This is a genomic window from Bradyrhizobium sp. PSBB068 (assembly GCA_016839165.1).
Lineage (GTDB): Bacteria > Pseudomonadota > Alphaproteobacteria > Rhizobiales > Xanthobacteraceae > Bradyrhizobium.
On the sequence record CP069300.1, the window covers coordinates 2,285,687 to 2,305,005 of the forward strand.

The following is a 19,319-nucleotide window of genomic DNA, read 5'->3' on the forward strand; positions in this document are numbered from 1 at the left end:
ATTCTAACAAACTGCGAAGCGGGTTTGCCTCGGCTGGAAGTCGTTAAGCATCGTTAACGCCAGCAGGCTAACCCGCTCAACGGACTCGATCGAGCTGGTGCGGAAAGTGACGCCGATATGCTTTTCACGCGCTGTCGAAGGAGATCCGTTCAGTCATGTTGCTGACGCAATCTCTGTCTTAACCGGGCGAGAACCAAAAACACTGTGTGGGACCGCCGCGGTTCCCACAATGGTTCCGTCGCCGGAACTGGCACGAAGCCGCAAAGAGCTGGCCCCGAGTTAACGCCTCCACGCTTACCCGGCCACGTGTTGCGGAATCGGGAACCAACGATCCAGAAAAATCAGTCAAGGAGTTATGATGCTGTTCGGCTCGAGCGCCGCAATTTGCGGCGCCGTAGTTGCGCTCGCTATTTTTGGCCGCGCTGCTGGAAGTGAAATCGGTGCGGTTCATTCAAGCGTCGTCGTCGATGCCGCTTGTGGAGATGCGATCGTCGGCGCAGCATCCATGTACAATCCGTTCGAGCCCGGCAAGGAAGAGGGCGGTCCGAGCACAGCCTCCGGCGAGCGCTATGATCGCTCGGTCTGGGCGGCTGCCATCAAGACGAGCCTGCGTCGGAAGTTTGGTGGGGTCCAATTCGGCGCGAGGCCGAAATATGCCCTGGTCGAGGCTGTCGGCAAGAAGGTCATCGTCAAGATAAATGATGTGGGGCCGCTTAGGCCTGGCCGCATCATCGACCTCAATGAGCGGACGATGCGCTATTTCGATCCGAGTCTGGAACGCGGGGTCATTAGCGACGTAAGAGTTAGCCCGCTCGCGGGGGATTATTGGACTCCCGGACCGGTCGGTTGAACGTCGCACGCGAACGAGCCGAGCTGAGCGGCGGCTGCAGCCGCCGCCGGACTGCGCTTCGTCGACTGATCCGCCCTCCACGCCACGCTACAGCGTCACCACGATCTTGCCGAGGTGCTTGTTGGCTTCCATGTGCTCGAAGGCCTTGCCGATGTCGGCGAATTTGTAGACCTGGTCGATCGGCAGCTGCAGCTTGCGCGCCTCGACCGCGGGCCAGATGTCCTTGCGCACCTCCTCGAAGATCTCTCTGATCTCCTCGATCGAGCGGGTGCGGAAGGTGACGCCGATATACTGGATGCGGCGCGCCGCGTGCAGGTCGAAATTGAAGTCGCCATGGGTGCCGCCAAGCCGGCCGACATTGACGATGCGGCCCTTGACCTTGGTCGCCTTCAGGTTCTGGTTGGCGACTGATCCGGAGACCTGATCGACGATCAGATCGACGCCTTCGCCACCGGTCGCCTGCAATACCTGATCGACCCAGGCGGGATCTTTGGAATCCACCGCGAGATCGGCACCGAATTCCGTCAAGCGGCCGCGGCGCATCGCATCGGTCGAGGAGCCCACGACGAGCCTGGCGCCCTTCAGCTTTGCGATCTGCATCGCCATCAGGCCGACGCCGGAGCTCGCGCCCTGGATCAGCACAGTCTGGCCAGGCTGCAATGCGCCGTTGGTCACGACGGCGTTGTGCATGGTGGCGAGCGCGACGGGCAGGGTCGCGGCCTCTTCGAAGTTCATGTTCGACGGTGAACGAAACAGTCTGCCGTGATCGGCGAGCGTGTACTCGGCGAATGCCGCGCCGCCGGAGCCCATGATCTTGTCGCCGACCTTGACGCCCTTAACATTGGGCCCGAGTTCGGCAACCTCGCCGGCCCATTCCATGCCGAGCACGGTGCCGACGCCGCCGGCCGCGCCATGGGCGTGGCCCTTGGTCATGCCGAGATCGGCGCGGTTCAGCCCGCAGGCGTGGACCTTGACCAGCACCTGCGTGCCCTTAGGGACGGGTCTTGCGACGTCGGTGATCTCGGGGCCGTTGGCTCCGTAGACATAAGCTTTCATGAGGTTCTCTCCAGCTGTTGGCCGAGGCGTGTCGCAAGGCACGTCGCGCACTTGTTGATTGATGTCAGGGCTGGTGAACGTCCAGCTGCTTGCGGAAGAAAGCGAGCATGGCAGCGTTCAATTCGCTATGGAACGCAACGCGGTCGAAGCCCGGCCGGTCCGTGCAGATCTTAGGCAGCTTGGCCGCCAGAGTTGCCGAGCACGGCGCCAGGAACACGAAATGCCCGGCGTTGCGGACCACGTGATCATCCGTCTTGATCGGCAGTGCCTGGTTGATCGCCGCGACATAGCCGGGATTGATCTCGGTGATCTTGTCCTCGCCGCTGAGCTCGGAGGCCCAGAGCTGGATCGGGATCGTCACGTCCTTCAAGGCGTCCCGATCGAACAGCGGACCGAATGCCGGATCGGCGATCACCATCGCCTTGACGCGCGGGTCGTGCACGATCGCCTGCGTCGGCAGCGCGTTGCGTCGCAATTCCTCGCAGCTCGGCTTGGGGTAGGGCACGTCGCAGAAGGCCGTCGCCTTGCTGATGTCCGGATTGGCACCGGCGACGATGAGCCCGGTGTAACCGCCGCGGGAAAAGCCGAAGAAGCCGATCTTGCCGGGATCGAGCTTGGTGCGATCCGGCCATGCGTCGAGCATGTAGTCGACCGCCCGCTTGATGTCGGCGGAACGCTCGACGAGCGCGGCAAGCGTATTGGCCCGGCTCATGTCGCCTGCGCCGGTGTCGACGGGATGATTGACGGCGACCACGACGAAGCCCGCATCGGCGAGCGTCTCGGCGGTGTCATGCTGATCGGTGAAGCCGCCGCCGAAACCATGCGAGGTCAGGACCAGCGGCAGCTTTTCGCCCACGACGGGGCAGTTCGCTGTTCCAGGTAGCGTCGTGGTCGCCAGCTTGACCTCGCCCGCCGGAGCGGCGCAGGGCGACCACACCGCAATCTGTAGCGGTTCGGCTCCGTCCGTCTTCACCTTGATGAGCCGCAGACCGGCCGCGTGGGCGCACGCGGCCGAGAGGCAAAACGCGGCCGCAACGGCCGCCTGAAACAGACGCATGCAAACCCCCGCTGGAGCGGTTTTGGTTCCGATTGAATCAGAACCGAAGCTCTAGCTTTTATTTTGACGCGTTGTCTTTACACGAACCGGTGTCCGCTATTCGGCAGCCTGGCGCTTGGCCCCGGACATCATTGCCTCCAGCCGTTCGCGAATGATCGCTTCCGCCTCGTGCACGATGCGCGAGATGAGCTCGGCGCAGGACGGGATGTCGTGGATCAGGCCCTGCACTTGGCCGGCTGACCAGATGCCCTCGTCGGCATCGCCGGTCGCGTAGACCATCTTGCCGCGGGCGCCGGCGACCAGCTCGCGGACGTCCTCGAACTTGGCGCCCTCCTTCTCCATTTGCACCACCTTGGTCGAGATCGCGTTCTTGGCGACGCGCGAGGTGTTGCGCATGGTGCGGAAGATCAGCTCGGTCTCACGCTCGTCATTGGCGACGATGCGTTCCTTCACCAGCTGATGGATCGGGCTTTCCTTGGTGCACATGAAGCGCGTGCCCATGTTGATGCCTTCGGCGCCGAGCGCGAGCGCGGCGACCAGGCCGCGGGCATCGCCGAAGCCGCCGGAGGCGATCATCGGGATCTTCACCTTGTCGGCGGCGGCCGGAATCAGGATCAGGCCGGGGGTGTCGTCCTCGCCGGGATGGCCGGCGCATTCGAAGCCGTCGATCGAGATCGCGTCGGCGCCCATCCGCTCGGCGGACAGCGCGTGGCGCACGCTGGTGCATTTATGCAGCACCTTGACGCCGTGCTTCTTGAACTCGTCGACATGCTCCTGCGGCTTGTTGCCGGCGGTCTCGACGATCTTGATGCCGCTTTCGATGATGGCCTGGCGATACTCGGCGTAAGGCGGCGGCTTGATCGCGGGCAGGATGGTGAGGTTGACGCCGAACGGCTTGTCGGTCAGCTCGCGGCAACGCGCGATCTCCTTGCGCAGATCGTCCGGCGTCGGCTGCGTCAGCGCGGTGATCATGCCGAGCGCGCCGGCATTGGCAACGGCGGCAACCAGCTCGGCGCGGCCGACCCATTGCATGCCGCCCTGCACGATCGGGTGGTCGACGCCGAACATCTCGGTGAAGCGTGTCTTGATCATTCTGCCCTCGTTTCCATCGGAATATTCCGCGACGCGGACGGCCGCGCACGGTGTTGTTTTTGGATGTCGAGGGAAGGATGCAGTCCTGTCCGGCAAATGTCTACCGGTGACCTGCGACGCGCCCATGCGGAAATGACGGGGTGCTGGGGTCAGGCGAGGGCGGGCACAATTTTCGTTGGCTACTCAGGCGCCGGTGATCACACGCAGCGCCTGGCCAATGACGCTGGAGTAATTGTTACGCCGGCACGGCGTCCTTCTTCGACGCGGCGGTCTCCTCGTCGAACGCGGCCGCGATGTCGCGCATGCTGACGACGCCGATCAGGCTGTAATTGTCGATCACAGGCACGTGGCGAATGTGGTGCTTGGTCATCAGATGACGGATGTGCTCGAGCGTGTCGCTCGATGTGCATGAGACGAGCTGCTGTACCGAGACCAGTTGCGAGACCTTCATGCCGGCACCGGCCGCGCCGTGCTCGGCGATCGCGCGCACCACGTCGCGCTCGGTGAACATGCCGACCGCGGTGTTGCCTTCAGTGCGAACGACATCCTTGACCACAAGCGCGCTGATATTGCTGGCGCGCATCAGCTGCGCGGCGATCGCCACGGTTTCGTTCATGCGAACCGTCGCTACGCGAGGGGTCTTCTTGCGCAGGATATCTCCGACTTGCATGGCAACCTCCTTTGGGTCATCGAGGACAGAATTCTGGTATACAAAATACCAATTGTCAACCGAGGTGTTGGCGGAATCTATCACCAGGGAACAGCTTAAATAGGCAGGTTTGCTGACGTTTCGAACAATTGTGAGCGGTCGTGAGCTCCTCAGCCGATCGGCAGTTCTAGGCTCCATGGTATCTGGTATCTCTGTATGCGCCAAAAGAAAGAGGCGCACCGAAGTGCGCCTCGATCAGTTCGACGGGACATCACAAACCGGGCGGTCTCGGTCAGACCGTCACGATCACGCCGTCTCCGTCACGCCGTTTTGGCGCCCGGCGCAGTCTCGGTTGCTGCGGCGGCCTCATTGCCGTTGATGAACGTACGGCGCATCGGCTTGATCACGAGCAGCGCCATCAGCGCCGCGGTGGCGTTGAGCGCAACCGCGATCACGAACACCGCCTGCCAGCCATAGTTGGCCGCAACGATGCTGGCGGCCGGCACCAAGAGCGCCGCGGTGCCCTTCGCGGTGTAGAGCATGCCGTTGTTGGTGGTCGCGAATTTCGCGCCGAAGGTGTCGCCGCAGGTCGCCGGGAACAGCGAGTAGATCTCGCCGAACACGCCGAAATAGACCGCGGTCGCCAGCACGAACACCAGCGGGTTGTGGCCCCAGGTCGACAGCGTCAGCAGCATCAGCGCGCCGGTGCCGAACGCGATGAACATGGTGTGCTCACGGCCGATATTGTCGGAGACCCAGCCGAAGAACGGCCGTCCGAAACCGTCGAAGATGCGGTCGAGTGAAATCGCAAACGTCAGCGCCGCCATCTGGAAGCCGGCGAGCGAGACCGGCGTTGTGGCGATCTTGTAGTCGTGCGCGATCGGTGCGATCTGCGCCGCCGCCATCAAGCCGCCGGAGGCGACCATCACGAACACCAGATACATGACCCAGAAGATCGGGCTGCGCAGCACCTGCGGCGGCGTGAAATCGACCTTGGTCTGCGGCAGGTTGAGCTGCTTCTTCTTCGGCGGGATCGCGACGGTGGGCGGCTGGATGAAGAAGGCGAGGACGAAGACGATCAAGCCCTGTCCGATGCCGAAATCGAAGAAGGCGGCCTGATAGCCGCTCGCGGCGATCATGTTGGCGATCGGCACCACGGTCAGCGCGGCGCCGGCGCCGAAGCCGGCCGCGGTTGCGCCGGCGGCAAGGCCGCGCCGATCGGGAAACCACTTCAGCGCGTTGCCGACGCAGGTGCCGTACACCGCGCCCGCGCCGATGCCGCCGATCACGGCGGCGGTGTAGAGCAAAGTGAGCGAGTCCGCATAGGAGTTCAGCACCCAGGCGAGCGCGATCATGATGCCGCCGAACATGATGACGAGCCGCGGACCGTATTTGTCGACGAACCAGGCCTCGACCGGCACCAGCCAGGTCTCCGTCACCACGAAGATCGTGAAGGCGAACTGGATGGCGGCGCGGCCCCAGTGATGCGCGCCGTTGATCGGGTCGACGAACAGCGTCCAGCCGTATTGCAGGTTGGCGATCATCGCCATGCACACGATGCCCATCATGAGCTGCAGCCAGCGGAAACCACTCGATGAAGCTTGTGCTTGTGTTGCGGCGGCATTGCTGGAAACCATCAAATCCTCCCGAGCGCGCTGGTGTTCTTGTGACCCAGTGTCGCAATTGTTGTGGCGTATCGTCGCAAGCTCGGCGGATGTTGGTATACTATATTCCAGAAAGCAAGCCTGTCGTTCTGCTGCGTCGCAGCAAAACTGGCATACGACGCGCCGGTTCGCTCCCATTCGAACTCCTGCCGGACGCCGAAAATGACGACGCCCGGCGTTCAGCCGGGCGCTTTCGTCAGCAGCAGCGTCGCGCGTTGCACTAAGCCATCGCCGCCGATTTCTCGACCACGATTTTCCGCCACGGTTTGAGCACCGCGATTGCTAGCAGCGAGGCGAGGATGTTGGCGCCCGCGGCGATGACGAACACATTGTCCCAATGGCCCGACGTCTGCTGCATGTAGTTGGCGATCGGCACCAAGAGCGCCGCGGTGCCTTTCGCGGTGTAGAGCAGGCCCGCATTGGTGGTGGCGAACTTGGCGCCGAACGTGTCGGTGCAGGTCGAGGGGAACAGCGAGTAGATCTCGCCCCAGGCAAAGAACACGAAGCCCGAGAGCAGCACGAACCAGATGGGATCGTGACCCCAGAGATAGAGCATCCAGATGCCAAAGCCTTCCATGCCGAACGCGATGAACATCGTGTTTTCGCGGCCGATCATGTCGGAGATCCAGCCGAAGAACGGACGGGTCAGGCCGTTGAGCACGCGGTCGATGGTCGCGGCGAAGGTCACCGCCGTCATGGTCATGCCGATCAGCGTCACCGGAACGCTGTCGACCTTCCAGTCGACCGCGATCGGCTTCAGGTTCGCCGTCACCATCAAGCCGCCGGCGCCGACGATCACGAACATGAAGTACATCAGCCAGAAGATCGGCTGCCGCAGCACTTCGGTCGGCTGATAGTTGCGCCTAGTCTGGATCAGCTTGGCGTTCTGCACCACCTGCGGCACTTGCCCGGCCTTCGGCGCGAGCAGGAAGAAGGCGAGCAGCACGATGATGATGCCCTGGCCGAGACCGAAATAGAGGAAAGTGGTCTGGAAGCCGGAGTCCTTGATCATCGCCTGGATCGGCGCCACCGTGAGCGCGGAGCCCGCGCCGAAGCCGGCCGCGGTGATGCCTGCCGCCAGCCCGCGCTTGTCGGGAAACCATTTCAGCGCATTGCCGACGCAGGTGCCGTAGACGCCGCCGGCGCCGATGCCGGCGATGATCATGCCGAGATAGTAGCCGTTCAGCGAGGTCGCCTGCGCGTTGATCGCCCAACCGATCGCGCAGAGAATGCCGCCGATCAGCACGACGAGGCGCGGACCGTATTTATCGACGAACCAGCCCTCGACCGGCACCAGCCAGGTCTCGAACAGCACAAAGAGTGTGAAGGCCCACTGGATCGATGCACGATCCCATCCAAACGTCTTCTGGATGTCGGGGACGAAGAACGTCCACCCGTATTGATAGTTTGCGATCATCACCATCGCGGCGACGCCGATCGCGAGTTGCGTCCAGCGATAGGCGTCGCTGACGCGCGCGGCCGCGGGGGCCGCCGTTGCCTGAACCATGTCCGACATTCATCCTCCCAGTGCGCGCTTTGTCATTCTGCTTGTGGCGCGGCGCGATCATCTTGGTATTCGATATGCCAAGGTTCAAGCTGGCGCAGGGGCAGCGTGCGCATATGCCGCAGAAGACTCAGCAGCTGCGCGAACACTAGTTCGGCGCGCAAAAAAATGGCCCCGGAAATCGGGGCCATTGGTCGAAGGTTCAATGTCAGGTCGCATCTTGCAGCGAAACGCGCGCGCGCTTGAGTGCGACGGGAATCCCCGTGTGTCAGAGGCCGAAGCGCGGCAGGTCGCCGTTGCGGTTGGAGATCTCCGCGCTCTTCATCAGCAGGCGGTCGATCGTGGCAAGCAGACGGCCGAACAAGGAGGAAGAGGGCGCGAGCGCGATGGCAGTGGTCTTGATGGCAGTGGTCTTGGACATTGACGTCCCCTTTGGCTGGAGGCCGGCAACAAGCCGCCTTATCGTCTGCAGCCAAATTATGTATACCAGATGCCACATGCAACGAGCTTGTTTGCATAGCAGCATGCGGTACTGTGCATTGCAGCAAAATGGGCCGATTGGCATCCCAGATTGATCGGAGGCCCCCAACCCGGGGACTGCCGTCAGAAAGAAAGGCCGCCCAAATGGGCGGCCTTGAGTGACTGGGTTTGCGTTTCTTCTTGGCCGGTGGAAGGGTCGGGGCCAGATCCCTTCACCGCGTCCAGTCTTCGCCCGCGCACAGCGATCCCATGCAGCCGCGGACGTTCAGCGTGCCCGACGACACCAGCGTCACCGAGCTCTCATAGGTCTTGCCGTCGTCGGCGTTGTAGATCCGGCCCGCCCATTTGTTCGGGCCTGCCGGCTGCATGTTGATGAACAGCGAGATGCCCATCACCGGCCGGGTCCGCTGCGCGGGATCGGCATTCTTGTCGTCGAGCTGCGGCTTGCCGGTGGCCTTGTCGGTCGGCTCCTTCAGCCAGACGACGCGGCCGCACAGCGCGGCGCCGCAGCGATGGACCTTGATCCTGGCGTCGCCGGACTGGGTCAGCCAGACGCCTGCCGGATCGTTGGCCCTGTCGATGGCTTTGGCGGCGTCGGCGGTGCCGCCGAGCAGCGGGATGTGGAACGCGGCCACGATCAGGCGGCGGGCAAGGTGAGCATGGATCAGCTGCTTTAAGGCCCAAAGCGGGCCGTCGTGGTCTGGAATTACTATCATCATCCACCTTCTTCATGAAAAATTTCATGATAAACATGAAATAAATCACGTTTTAGGTTGAGTCAACAACATTACCAAGGCATGATGCATCCCAGCCGTAATGGCCTGTTTGGCAAAATTTTTTTCGGGTGGGTGCGATGGGGATATCGGTGCGTGAGCAGCGCCAGCTTTGGTTTCGAAGGCTCGATCGGGCGTTCTGGGTGATCTGGGCCGCGCTGCCGGTGGTGCTGTGGCTGGCCTATCAGCGCACCATCACCGCCTCGGCCACGATCGCCGAGAGCCTCACCGGCGAGCAGGCGAAATGCGCCGCCATCGTCGCCAACCCGCTCGCCATGTCGGCGAAGGGCCAGGTGCTGTTCTGGTCGCTGTTCGCGCTTGGGGTATCGTTTTACGCGGTGCTGATCGGCATCCTTCATCGCATGGTCAACCGATTCGCCAATGGGCGGATCTTCGTGTCCGAAACGCTGCAAGGTGTCTGGTGGATGGGGATCTTCCTGGTGGTCTGGCCGTTTGTGGATACGATCACGACCATTGCGGTGAGCTATGCCCTGTACCAGCTCGGCGACATCAAGTTCTTCCTGCCGAGCTACGGCGTCGACGTCAGCACCGTCGCCGGCGGCGTCTTCCTGATGGCGCTGAAATTCGTGATCGAGCACGCCATCCTGTTGCAGTCCGAAAACGACCTGACGATCTGAGGTGATGCCGGTGCCCATCGTGGTGAACCTCGACGTCATGCTCGCAAAGCGCAAGCGCCGCCTCGGAGACCTTGCCGACGCGATCGGCATCTCGATCCAGAACCTGTCGATCCTGAAAACCGGCAAGGCCAAGGCGATGCGTTTCTCGACACTGTCGGCAATCTGCCGCGAGCTGGACTGCCGGCCGGGGGATATTTTGGAATATGTGCCGGGTGATGAGGGCGGGGACAGCCAGAGCGGTGAGGGCGGTTGATTGGAGGCGCGATTCCCGCGCGCCGACGGCCTCTCAACTCATCCAGCGCGGCAGCGGCAGATTCTTCTTGCGCAGGAAATCCGGATTGAAGAGCTTGGACTGGTAGCGTTGGCCGCCGTCGGCGAGGATGGTGACAATGGTCTTGCCGGGGCCGAGGTCGCGCGCAAGCCGCATCGCTCCGACGATGTTGATCGCACTCGAGCCGCCCAGCACCAATCCCTCATGTTCGATCAGGTCGAACAGGACAGGGAGCGCCTCCTCATCCGTGATTTGGTAGGCGATGTCGATCGGCGCGCCTTCGAGGTTCTTCGTCACGCGGACCTGACCGATGCCCTCCGTGATCGAGTCGCCTTCCGTCGTCAGTTTGCCCTTGGTGAACCAGTTGTAGAGGGCGGCGCCCATCGGATCGCTGAGCGCAATTTTGACGTTCGGATTGCGTTCCTTGAGGGCGCGCGCCACGCCGCCCAGGGTGCCGCCGCTGCCGACGGCGCAGGTGAAGCCGTCGATCCTTCCGTCGGTCTGCTGCCAGATCTCGCGGCCGGTTGTGCGATAGTGGCCGTCGCTGTTGGCGACGTTGTCGAATTGGTTCGCCCAGAATGCGCCGAGTTCCGCGGCGAGGTGCGCGGAATAACGCGCATAGTGGCTCGGATCGGAATAGGGAACGGCGGGTATCAGGCGCAGATCGGTGCCGTAGAGCCGCAGCAGGTCCTGCTTCTCCTGACTTTGGGTGTCGGGCATCACGATCACGGAACGATAGCCGCGTGCATTGGCCACGAGCGCAATGCCGATGCCGACATTGCCGGCCGTGCCTTCGACGATGGTGCCGCCCGGCTCGAGCAGGCCGCGCTGCTCGGCGTCGTTGATGATCGCGAGGGCTGCCCGATCCTTGATCGAGCCGCCAGGATTGAGGAATTCCGCCTTGCCGTAGATGTCGCAACCGGTGGCTTCCGATGGCCCGCGGAGCTTGATCAAGGGCGTGTCGCCAATCGCATCCAACAGACCCGCGCGAATAGTCATGGTGCCCCACCCCTCGTTTGCTCGGCTATCTTAGGCGGCGCTCCTCAGCATGTTGGTGCTGTTCTTGCCGCGAATTGGGAGGCATTTGTATCGTTTGTGGTGCAACAGCGGTGGTTTCGTTCTCTTGAGCGGTCGAAAGGCAATCCGTGCAGAGCGTGCCGCTGCGTTTCCTCCCTGCAACAAAAATGGCCGCGGTTGCCCGCGGCCATTCGTGGTCTTGATTGCGCGCAGCCCTTACTCCGCCGCCTGCTTCCTCGGCGGATCGAGCGCGCCGGAATCGTGGATCTCCGCGACCTGATGATCGGAGAAGCCGAGCACCTCGCGCAGGATCTCGTCGGTGTGCTCACCGAGCAGCGGCGAGCGGGCGACTTCGCTCGGCGAATCCGACAGCTTGATCGGGTTGCCGACCGAGAGATACTTCCCGCGGGTCGGGTGATCGACTTCGACCACGGTGCCGGTCGCGCGCAGCGACTGGTCCTCGGCGAGTTCCTTCATCGACAGGATCGGGCCGCAGGGGATGTCGTCCTTGTTGAGGATCTCCATCGCCTCGAATTTTGTCTTCGTCATCGTCCACTGTTCGATGCGGGCGAAGATCTCGTTGAGGCGCGGCAGGCGGGCCGGCGGCTTGGCGTAGTTCGGATCGGTCTTCCAGGAGGGCTCGCCGATCACGTCGCAGATCTTCTCCCAGACCGGGGCCTGGGTGATGAAGTAGATGTAGGCGTTCGGGTCGGTCTCCCAGCCCTTGCACTTCAGGATGCGGCCGGGCTGGCCGCCGCCGGAATCGTTCCCGGCGCGCGGCACGGCATCGCCGAACGGGATGCCTTCGCCGAACTGGCTGTATTCCTTGAGCGGGCCGTGGGCGAGGCGCTGCTGGTCGCGCAGCTTGACGCGCGACAGGTTCAGCACGCCGTCCTGCATCGCCGCGGTGACGCGCTGGCCCTTGCCGGAATGGGTGCGATGATAGAGCGCGGTGACGATGCCGAGCGCGAGGTGGAGGCCGGTGCCCGAGTCGCCGATCTGCGCGCCGGTGACGAGCGGCAGGCCGTCGCGGAAGCCGGTGGTCGAGGCGGCGCCGCCGGTGCACTGCGCGACGTTCTCGTAGACCTTGCAGTCTTCATACGGGCCGGGGCCGAAACCCTTGATCGAGGCGACGATCATCTTCGGGTTGATGGCGTGGATCTTCTCCCAGGGAAAGCCCATGCGATCGAGCACGCCGGGCCCGAAATTCTCGACCAGCACGTCGCACTGCTTGATCAGCGCGGTCAAGACTTCCTTGCCCTTCGGGTTCTTGGTGTCGAGCGTGATCGAGCGCTTGTTGTGGTTCAGCATGGTGAAATACAGGCTGTCCACGTTCGGAATGTCCTGCAGCTGGCCGCGCGTGATGTCGCCGACGCCGGGGCGCTCGACCTTGATCACGTCGGCGCCGAACCAGGCCAGCAATTGCGTGCAGGTCGGGCCCGACTGGACGTGGGTGAAATCGAGAATGCGAACGCCCTTGAGCGCCTTGGTCATAATGTTTTGCTCCGTACTCTGGTCTGCCCCTGCACCCGCAGGGAGTGAAGTGGGTTTGAGGGGTTACTTCTTCTTCAAAACGCTCTGCGGATTGAGGTTGCCGATGCGGCCGCTCTCCGAGCCCGCCGCCGGATCGATCACCGCGTTGATCAGGGTCGGCTTGCCGCTATCCAGCGCCGCATTGACCGCACGCTTCAGCTCGTCGGGCGAGGTGGCGTTGACGCCGACGCCGCCGAAGGCCTCCATCATCTTGTCGTAGCGCGAGCCCTTGACGAACACGGTGGTCGCCGGATCGTCGCCGGCGCTGTTGACGTCGGTGCCGCGATAGATGCCGTCATTGTTGAAGATCACGACGCAGATCGGCAGCTTGTAGCGGCAGATGGTCTCGACCTCCATGCCCGAGAAGCCGAACGCGCTGTCGCCTTCGACCGCGAGCACCGGCAGGCCGGTCTCGACCGCGGCAGCGATCGAATAGCCCATGCCGATGCCCATCACGCCCCAGGTGCCGACGTCGAGCCGCTTGCGCGGCTTGTGCATGTCGACGACGCCGCGGGCGAGGTCGAGCGTGTTGGCGCCCTCGTTGACGAAGATGGTGTCGGGGCGTTCCGCGATGATGGCGCGGAGCGCGCCGAGCGCACCGTGATAATCCATCGGCGAGGCGTTGCTCATCAGCTTCGGCGCCATCTTGGCGACGTTGTCGTCGCGCTTCTTCGCGACGGTCGCGAGCCAGTCGTTGGGTGCCGCAGTCCAGTTCGCGCCCATCGCATCGAGGAACGCGGAGACGCAGGAGCCGATATCGCCGACCACGGGGGCGACGATCTCGACGTTGGAATCCATTTCCTTCGGCTCGATGTCGATCTGGATGAACTTCTTCGGAGCTTCGCCCCAGGTCTTGCCCTTGCCGTGCGAGAGCAGCCAGTTGAGGCGGGCGCCGATCAGCATCACGACGTCGGCTTCCTTCAGCACGGTGGAGCGTGCCGCACCCGCGCATTGCGGATGCAGATCGGGCAACAGGCCCTTCGCCATGCTCATCGGCAGGAACGGCACGCCGCTCTTCTCGACGAAATTCTTGATCGCCTCGTCGGCCTGCGCATAGGCGGCGCCCTTGCCGAGGATGATCAGCGGACGCTTCGCGCTCTTCAGGACGTCGAGCGCGCGCTTCACCGAAGACGGGGAGGGGATCTGCTCGGGCGCTGCGTCGATCACCTTGACCAGCGACTTCTGGCCGGCATCGGCGTTCATGACCTGGCCGAACAGTTTTGCCGGCAGGTCGAGATAGACGCCGCCCGGACGGCCCGACACCGCGGCGCGGATCGCGCGCGCGAGGCCGATGCCGATGTCCTGGGCGTGCAGCACGCGGAACGCCGCCTTGCACAGCGGCTTGGCGATCGCGAGCTGGTCCATCTCCTCATAGTCGCCCTGCTGCAAATCGACGATCTCGCGCTCGGACGAACCCGAGATCAGGATCATCGGGAAGCAGTTGGTGGTGGCGTGCGCCAGTGCGGTGAGGCCGTTGAGGAAGCCGGGCGCCGACACCGTCAGGCAGACGCCGGGACGCTTGGTCAGGAAGCCGGCGATCGAGGCCGCATAGCCGGCGTTCTGCTCGTGGCGGAACGACAGCACGCGAATGCCCGCCGCCTGGGCCATGCGGCCCAGGTCCGTGATCGGGATACCCGGCACACCATAGACGGTGTCGATGCCGTTGAGCTTGAGCGCATCGATGACGAGGTGAAAGCCATCGGTCAGCTCTTGCTCGGTGCCCGGTGCCTCGGACTTTGTAGCGGTATTCAGCATCGGCATCGTCTCCCTGATCGTTCTTTGGTTCGGACGATCTGATCGTCGTCTGAAGCGGGTGTGGACTCTCAAACTTACGTGAACAGCTCTCTACGTGAACAACTCTTGGCCATGGGCCTCGACATAGGCGGCAAGGCCGAGCGTGTGATCGCGCGCGCGCTTTTCGGCGAGCTCGGTGTCGCGCGCTTCCAGCGCCTCGATGATTCCGAGATGCTCGGGCAGCGAGGTCGCGGTGCGGTCCTTGCGGCCGATGGTGAGCTGGCGATAGCCGCGCACATGCAGCAAGAGGTCGTTGGTGAGGTCGACCAGCACGGGCGATTCCGACAGCGAGATCAGCGCCTGGTGGAAGGCGATGTTGGCCTTGGAATATTCCTCGACGTGATCCTGCGGCAGCCGGTCGTCGCTGAAGTCCTTGAAGAAGTCGCGCAGCGACGAGATGTCCTTCTTGCGCGCGGTGGTCGTGATCAGGCGCGCCGCCATGCTCTCCAGCGCCGCCCAGGCGCGGATCATGTCGACGATCTCCGCCTTGGTGCGGCGGACCACGACGATGCCGCGGCGCGGCACGGTCTTCACGAAACCGTCCTGCTCGAGCATCGCGATCGCTTCGCGGATCGGCGTGCGGCTGACGCCGAGACGCTCGGACAGTGCGCGCTCGTCGAGCATCACGGGCTCCGGCGTCGCGTAGATGTCCATCTTCAGGATCGCTTCCTTCAAGGCTTCATAGGCCTTGTTCTTGAAGCTCGTCTCGGGCGCGATCCGGACGATGGCGATATCTGTGTCAGCCATGGTGGGCGACGCCTTGGTCTGTTTCGGTTCTGGCACGACTCGTCTCCTCCTCTTGGAGACGTCTTCTTAGCAGAAGAAATCACCCTAGATTTTTGGCATGCCAAATACCAGAATGTCAAGCCGCCCTTATTTTTCGGACTTTTTGATCGTCGACCGATCTTGACAATTACGTTTTTGGCATACCAAATGCCACAAAATTTGTCCCAGGAGAAAGCCGATGTCAAATTCCAAGGATGCGGTCCGCAAGATTCTCGATGCGGTCAGGGCCGACAAGCGCACGAGCCTCACCGCCCCCGAAGGCAAGGTGGTTTGCGACGCCTACGGCATTCCGGTGCCGAAGGAGGGCGTTGCCAAGTCCGCGGCCGAGGCCGCCCGGATCGCCTCCGACATGGGTTTTCCGGTCGTGATGAAGATCGTCTCGCCCGATATCCTGCATAAGACCGAGGCCGGCGGCGTGGTGGTCGGCGTCAAAAGCGCGGCCGATGCCGAGAAGAGCTACGAGACCATTCTCGCCAACGCCAGGAAGTACAAGGCCGATGCCAAGATCGAGGGCATCCAGGTCCAGCAGATGCTGGGCGGCGGCACCGAGGTGATCGTCGGTTCGATCACCGACGGCTCGTTCGGCAAGCTGGTCGCCTTCGGCCTCGGCGGCGTGCTGGTCGAGATCCTCAAGGACATCACCTTCCGCCTCGCGCCCGCGACCAAGGACGACGCGCTGTCGATGCTCGACGGCATCCAGGCGCACGAGATGCTGAAGGGCGTGCGCGGCGGCGAACCGGTCAATCGCGAGGCGCTCGCCGACGTCATCGTCAAAGTGTCGCAGCTGGTCAGCGATTTCCCGGAAATCGTCGAACTCGATCTCAATCCGGTGTTCGCCACCAGCAAGAACGCGATCGCCGCCGACGTCCGCATCGTCGTCGACTTCGACTACAAGCCGCGCCCGGCGCCGCGTCCGACCGAGGAGATCGTCGCCGCGATGAGCCGCATCATGCAGCCGAAGGGCGTAGCTGTCATCGGCGCCTCCGCCGAGGACGGCAAGATCGGCAATTCGGTGATGAAGAACCTGATCAACGGCGGCTACAAGGGTGAGATCTATCCGATCCATCCGAAGGCGGAAGAGATTTTGGGCTACAAGGCCTACAAGAGCGTCAAGGACGTGCCCGGCGTGATCGATACGGCTGTTTTCGCGATCCCCGCGAAATTCGTCGCCGGCGCGCTCGCCGAATGCGGCGAGAAGAAAATCCCCGGTGCCGTGCTGATTCCCTCGGGCTTCGCCGAAGCCGGTGCGCCGGAATTGCAGGCCGAGATCGTCGAGGTCGGCAAGAAGTACAACATCCGCCTGATGGGGCCGAACATCTACGGCTTCTACTACACGCCGGCCAATCTCTGCGCGACCTTCTGCACCGCTTATGACGTCAAGGGCCATGCGGCGCTGTCGTCGCAGTCGGGCGGCATCGGCATGGCGATCATCGGCTTCTCGCGCTCGGCCAAGATGGGCGTCTCGGCAATCGTCGGCCTCGGCAACAAGTCCGACATCGACGAGGACGATCTGCTCGCCTTCTTCGAGCAGGATCCTAACACCAACTTGATCGCGCAGCACTGCGAGGACCTGAAGGACGGCCGCGCCTTCGCGGAGGCCGCCAGGCGCGTCTCCAAGAAGAAGCCGGTGATCGTGCTGAAGGCCGGCCGCACCTCGGCGGGTGCGAAGGCTGCGTCTTCGCACACCGGCGCGCTCGCCGGCAACGACAAGATCTATGAGGACGTGTTCAAGCAATCCGGCGTGATCCGCGCCCGCTCGCTCCGGCAACTGCTCGAGTTCGCCCGCGGCGTGCCGGTGCTGCCGACGCCGAAGGGCGAGAACGTCCTGATCATCACCGGCGCCGGCGGCTCCGGCGTGCTGCTGTCTGACTCCGTCGTCGACAACGGCCTGTCGCTGATGCAGATGCCGCCGGACCTCGATGCGGCGTTCCGCAAGTTCATCCCGCCGTTCGGCGCGGCCGGCAATCCTGTTGACATCACCGGCGGCGAGCCGCCGATCACCTACGTCAACACCGTGAAGCTCGGCCTGTCGGACGAGCGCATTCACGCGCTGATCCTCGGCTATTGGCACACCATCGTGACGCCGCCGATGGTCTTCGCCCGCAACATGGTCGAGGTGAAGAAGGAGATGGAGGCCAAGGGCTTCGTCAAGCCGATCGTCGCCTCGCTCGCCGGCGACGTCGAGGTCGAGGAGGCCGCCGAGTACCTGTACCAGAACGGCATCCCGGCCTACGCCTATTCGACCGAACTGCCGGTCGAGGTGCTGGGCGCCAAGTACAAATGGGCCCGCGGCGCGGGGCTGCTCTGATCGTCTGATCAGCCGGAGACCAAAAGCCGCCTCGGAGATCGTCCGGGGCGGCTTTTTCATTGCACCATCCGGCGCGCCGCGCCGGCTTGCCTTCCGCATCTGATGTGCTACTGATATGTCAGATGAGACGGAGGAAGCGATGGAGTTGGCTGCAACAGGAATGACCGACCGCCAGCGCAAGTATCGCGCGACCTACCGCGAGCGGGTGGTGGGCTGGTACAATGGTTGGCTGCATGTCGTGCTGATCTACACGATCGGGTTCACGGCGCTGTACGTCTACCTGGCCAATCTGCACGACGTGAAATGGTGGGAATACCTCACCATCCCGGTGGTCTTCCTGATTGCGAATTTCTTCGAATGGGCGGTGCATCGCTTCGTCATGCACCGGCCCTCGAATGTGCCGCTGCTGCGCGCGATCTACAGCCGCCACACGCTGATGCATCATCAGTTCTTCACCGAGGAGGAAATGCGCTTCGCCGATCATCACGATTGGCGCGTCACCTTCTTTCCGCCCTATGCGCTCGTGGTGTTCACCCTGATGTCGATCCCGCCGGCGATCGTGGCCGGGCTCGTGATCTCGGCCAATACCGGCTGGCTGCTGATCACGACGACCACGTCGATGTACCTGATCTATGAATTCATGCACTTCTGCTGCCACGTCGAGGAAAACGCCTTCGTGCGCAACATGCCCTTCGTCAACACCATCCGCAGGCATCATACCGCCCATCACAACCAGTCGATCATGATGGAGCGGAACATGAACCTGACCTTCCCGGTGATGGACTATGTGTTCGGCACCTCCGATCTCAATCGCGGCCTGCTTGGCCACGTCTTCAACGGCTACAGCACGCGCTACGTGAAGACCGACATGCGACGGACGGCGCGGACGCCGCGGGTCGTGGTGAAGGAGCGATCGGTGCCGCATGCCGCAGCTTGAACCCAATCTCGCCGGCCTCGCCTGGTTCGGGCTGCTGTGGAGCGTGTGCTGCATCGGCTTCCTGCAGCTGGCCGGGATGTATCCGCTGCGCCGGCGTACCGTCCTGCCGGTGACGATGACGACGATATTGTGGGCGATGCTGCTCGCCGGCACGCTGGCATTCGCCCTGGTGGAGCTGCGCTGGACCACCATCATTGTGGTGGGCGGTGTGCTGTTCCTGTTCCTGCCCGAGCTGTTTCAGGCGCTGCCGGAATGGTGGCGCGACGGACGGGCGGGATTGCGGCTGTCCTGTTGCGCCATGATCGCAGCGCTGGCGCTGCTGATCGGCGTGGCTGCGCCGTCGTTTCACATCTGGACCTGAGGGGACGTTTCGATGCCAAGCCACATCAAGCTCATGTTGTCGCTGGCCTGCCTCGCCACCGCGGCCTGCGGATACTTCTTCATGGTCCATCTGGGGCAGCAGGGACCGAGCTACGCGGTCGCCTTCCTCGGTGTGTTCGCCACGGTCGCGATGTGGATCTTCCCCGAGGTCGTCAAGAAGGACTTCAAGATGCGTCCGCCGGGGTCTTGATGTGATGCTGCAGCACGGAGAGGATCCGATGGCGAACTATACCGGAGACCGAACCATCGACGGCATTTCCGTCCTGGTCGACGGCGCGCCGCTGTCACCGCATTACGACCAGCTTCGTCTCACCGAACACGGTTTTGAGTGGAGCTATGAAGGACCCGAGCCGGCACAGCTGGCCTTCGCGCTGCTCTATGATCACCTGCACGACGCCACGGTCGCAAAGGCGCTGTATGAGAGCTTCATGCGGCGCATCGTCGCCAACTTCGACAATGAATGGGAGCTCTCCTCGGCCGATCTCGATGAGGCGGTGGCGGCACTGCGGTCCGGACAAACGGCCTGACC

The 19,319-nt window shown here is 63.2% G+C and carries 21 protein-coding genes; 8 read left to right on the forward strand and 13 right to left on the reverse strand.

Annotation, left to right across the window (positions count from 1 at the left end):
* Positions 1 to 355: 355 nt before the first annotated feature.
* On the forward strand, positions 356 to 850 hold the full coding sequence (locus JQ507_10580; protein ID QRI71879.1) for a hypothetical protein: 495 nt from the start codon (positions 356 to 358) through the stop codon (positions 848 to 850).
* A gap of 87 nt (positions 851 to 937) precedes the next feature.
* Here JQ507_10580 and JQ507_10585 read toward each other — a convergent pair whose 3' ends face one another.
* The 9 genes from JQ507_10585 to JQ507_10625 all read right to left on the reverse strand — a co-directional run bounded on the left by JQ507_10585 (position 938) and on the right by JQ507_10625 (position 9,071).
* Complete coding sequence (locus tag JQ507_10585) at positions 938 to 1,906, reverse strand: zinc-binding dehydrogenase (GenBank protein QRI71880.1); 969 nt, start codon at positions 1,904 to 1,906, stop codon at positions 938 to 940.
* A 64-nt stretch (positions 1,907 to 1,970) separates the two neighbouring features.
* Positions 1,971 to 2,963, reverse strand: coding sequence for a dienelactone hydrolase family protein (locus JQ507_10590; protein QRI71881.1), 993 nt, complete (start codon positions 2,961 to 2,963; stop codon positions 1,971 to 1,973).
* Between the two features lie 96 nt (positions 2,964 to 3,059).
* A complete protein-coding gene (locus tag JQ507_10595; protein QRI71882.1) occupies positions 3,060 to 4,055 on the reverse strand; it encodes a nitronate monooxygenase in 996 nt (331 codons plus the stop codon).
* A 235-nt stretch (positions 4,056 to 4,290) separates the two neighbouring features.
* Positions 4,291 to 4,725 (reverse strand): CBS domain-containing protein, encoded by a 435-nt coding sequence (locus tag JQ507_10600; GenBank protein ID QRI71883.1) that lies wholly within the window; start codon positions 4,723 to 4,725, stop codon positions 4,291 to 4,293.
* Between the two features lie 299 nt (positions 4,726 to 5,024).
* Positions 5,025 to 6,341 (reverse strand): oxalate/formate MFS antiporter, encoded by a 1,317-nt coding sequence (gene oxlT, locus JQ507_10605; GenBank protein ID QRI71884.1) that lies wholly within the window; start codon positions 6,339 to 6,341, stop codon positions 5,025 to 5,027.
* A gap of 247 nt (positions 6,342 to 6,588) precedes the next feature.
* Complete coding sequence (gene oxlT, locus JQ507_10610) at positions 6,589 to 7,884, reverse strand: oxalate/formate MFS antiporter (protein QRI71885.1); 1,296 nt, start codon at positions 7,882 to 7,884, stop codon at positions 6,589 to 6,591.
* A 23-nt stretch (positions 7,885 to 7,907) separates the two neighbouring features.
* Complete coding sequence (locus tag JQ507_10615; GenBank protein QRI71886.1) at positions 7,908 to 8,063, reverse strand: hypothetical protein; 156 nt, start codon at positions 8,061 to 8,063, stop codon at positions 7,908 to 7,910.
* Between the two features lie 77 nt (positions 8,064 to 8,140).
* Positions 8,141 to 8,293, reverse strand: a complete 153-nt coding sequence (locus JQ507_10620; GenBank protein ID QRI71887.1) for a hypothetical protein — start codon at positions 8,291 to 8,293, stop codon at positions 8,141 to 8,143.
* Positions 8,294 to 8,564: 271 nt separating this feature from the next.
* Positions 8,565 to 9,071 carry a DUF2147 domain-containing protein gene (locus JQ507_10625; GenBank protein ID QRI71888.1) on the reverse strand — a complete coding sequence of 169 codons (507 nt, stop codon included), beginning with the start codon at positions 9,069 to 9,071 and terminating at the stop codon, positions 8,565 to 8,567.
* A gap of 134 nt (positions 9,072 to 9,205) precedes the next feature.
* On the opposite strand from JQ507_10625, the gene JQ507_10630 reads away from it, so the two are divergent.
* Together JQ507_10630 and JQ507_10635 are read left to right on the forward strand one after the other, a co-directional pair.
* Positions 9,206 to 9,763 (forward strand): DUF2975 domain-containing protein, encoded by a 558-nt coding sequence (locus tag JQ507_10630; GenBank protein QRI71889.1) that lies wholly within the window; start codon positions 9,206 to 9,208, stop codon positions 9,761 to 9,763.
* A gap of 4 nt (positions 9,764 to 9,767) precedes the next feature.
* Positions 9,768 to 10,016: a helix-turn-helix transcriptional regulator gene (locus JQ507_10635; protein QRI71890.1), complete on the forward strand. Its 249-nt coding sequence runs from the start codon at positions 9,768 to 9,770 to the stop codon at positions 10,014 to 10,016.
* A 33-nt stretch (positions 10,017 to 10,049) separates the two neighbouring features.
* Here JQ507_10635 and JQ507_10640 read toward each other — a convergent pair whose 3' ends face one another.
* The 4 genes from JQ507_10640 to JQ507_10655 form a co-directional block, all read right to left on the reverse strand.
* Positions 10,050 to 11,033: a cysteine synthase A gene (locus tag JQ507_10640; GenBank protein QRI71891.1), complete on the reverse strand. Its 984-nt coding sequence runs from the start codon at positions 11,031 to 11,033 to the stop codon at positions 10,050 to 10,052.
* 234 nt (positions 11,034 to 11,267) lie between these two features.
* Positions 11,268 to 12,545, reverse strand: a complete 1,278-nt coding sequence (gene frc / locus JQ507_10645) for a formyl-CoA transferase (protein ID QRI71892.1) — start codon at positions 12,543 to 12,545, stop codon at positions 11,268 to 11,270.
* Between the two features lie 63 nt (positions 12,546 to 12,608).
* Positions 12,609 to 14,339, reverse strand: coding sequence for an oxalyl-CoA decarboxylase (oxc, locus tag JQ507_10650; protein ID QRI71893.1), 1,731 nt, complete (start codon positions 14,337 to 14,339; stop codon positions 12,609 to 12,611).
* Between the two features lie 90 nt (positions 14,340 to 14,429).
* A complete protein-coding gene (locus JQ507_10655; GenBank protein ID QRI71894.1) occupies positions 14,430 to 15,125 on the reverse strand; it encodes a GntR family transcriptional regulator in 696 nt (231 codons plus the stop codon).
* Between the two features lie 217 nt (positions 15,126 to 15,342).
* Here JQ507_10655 and JQ507_10660 point away from each other — a divergent pair, with 217 nt between their 5' ends.
* The 5 genes from JQ507_10660 to JQ507_10680 all read left to right on the forward strand — a co-directional run bounded on the left by JQ507_10660 (position 15,343) and on the right by JQ507_10680 (position 19,317).
* Positions 15,343 to 17,472, forward strand: coding sequence for an acetate--CoA ligase family protein (locus JQ507_10660; protein ID QRI71895.1), 2,130 nt, complete (start codon positions 15,343 to 15,345; stop codon positions 17,470 to 17,472).
* A 139-nt stretch (positions 17,473 to 17,611) separates the two neighbouring features.
* Positions 17,612 to 18,409, forward strand: coding sequence for a sterol desaturase family protein (locus JQ507_10665; GenBank protein QRI71896.1), 798 nt, complete (start codon positions 17,612 to 17,614; stop codon positions 18,407 to 18,409).
* On the forward strand, positions 18,396 to 18,770 hold the full coding sequence (locus tag JQ507_10670; GenBank protein QRI71897.1) for a hypothetical protein: 375 nt from the start codon (positions 18,396 to 18,398) through the stop codon (positions 18,768 to 18,770). Before JQ507_10665 ends, JQ507_10670 begins: the two co-directional genes overlap by 14 nt.
* A gap of 12 nt (positions 18,771 to 18,782) precedes the next feature.
* Complete coding sequence (locus JQ507_10675; GenBank protein QRI71898.1) at positions 18,783 to 18,980, forward strand: hypothetical protein; 198 nt, start codon at positions 18,783 to 18,785, stop codon at positions 18,978 to 18,980.
* A gap of 28 nt (positions 18,981 to 19,008) precedes the next feature.
* Complete coding sequence (locus JQ507_10680; protein ID QRI71899.1) at positions 19,009 to 19,317, forward strand: hypothetical protein; 309 nt, start codon at positions 19,009 to 19,011, stop codon at positions 19,315 to 19,317.
* Positions 19,318 to 19,319 lie beyond the last annotated feature (2 nt).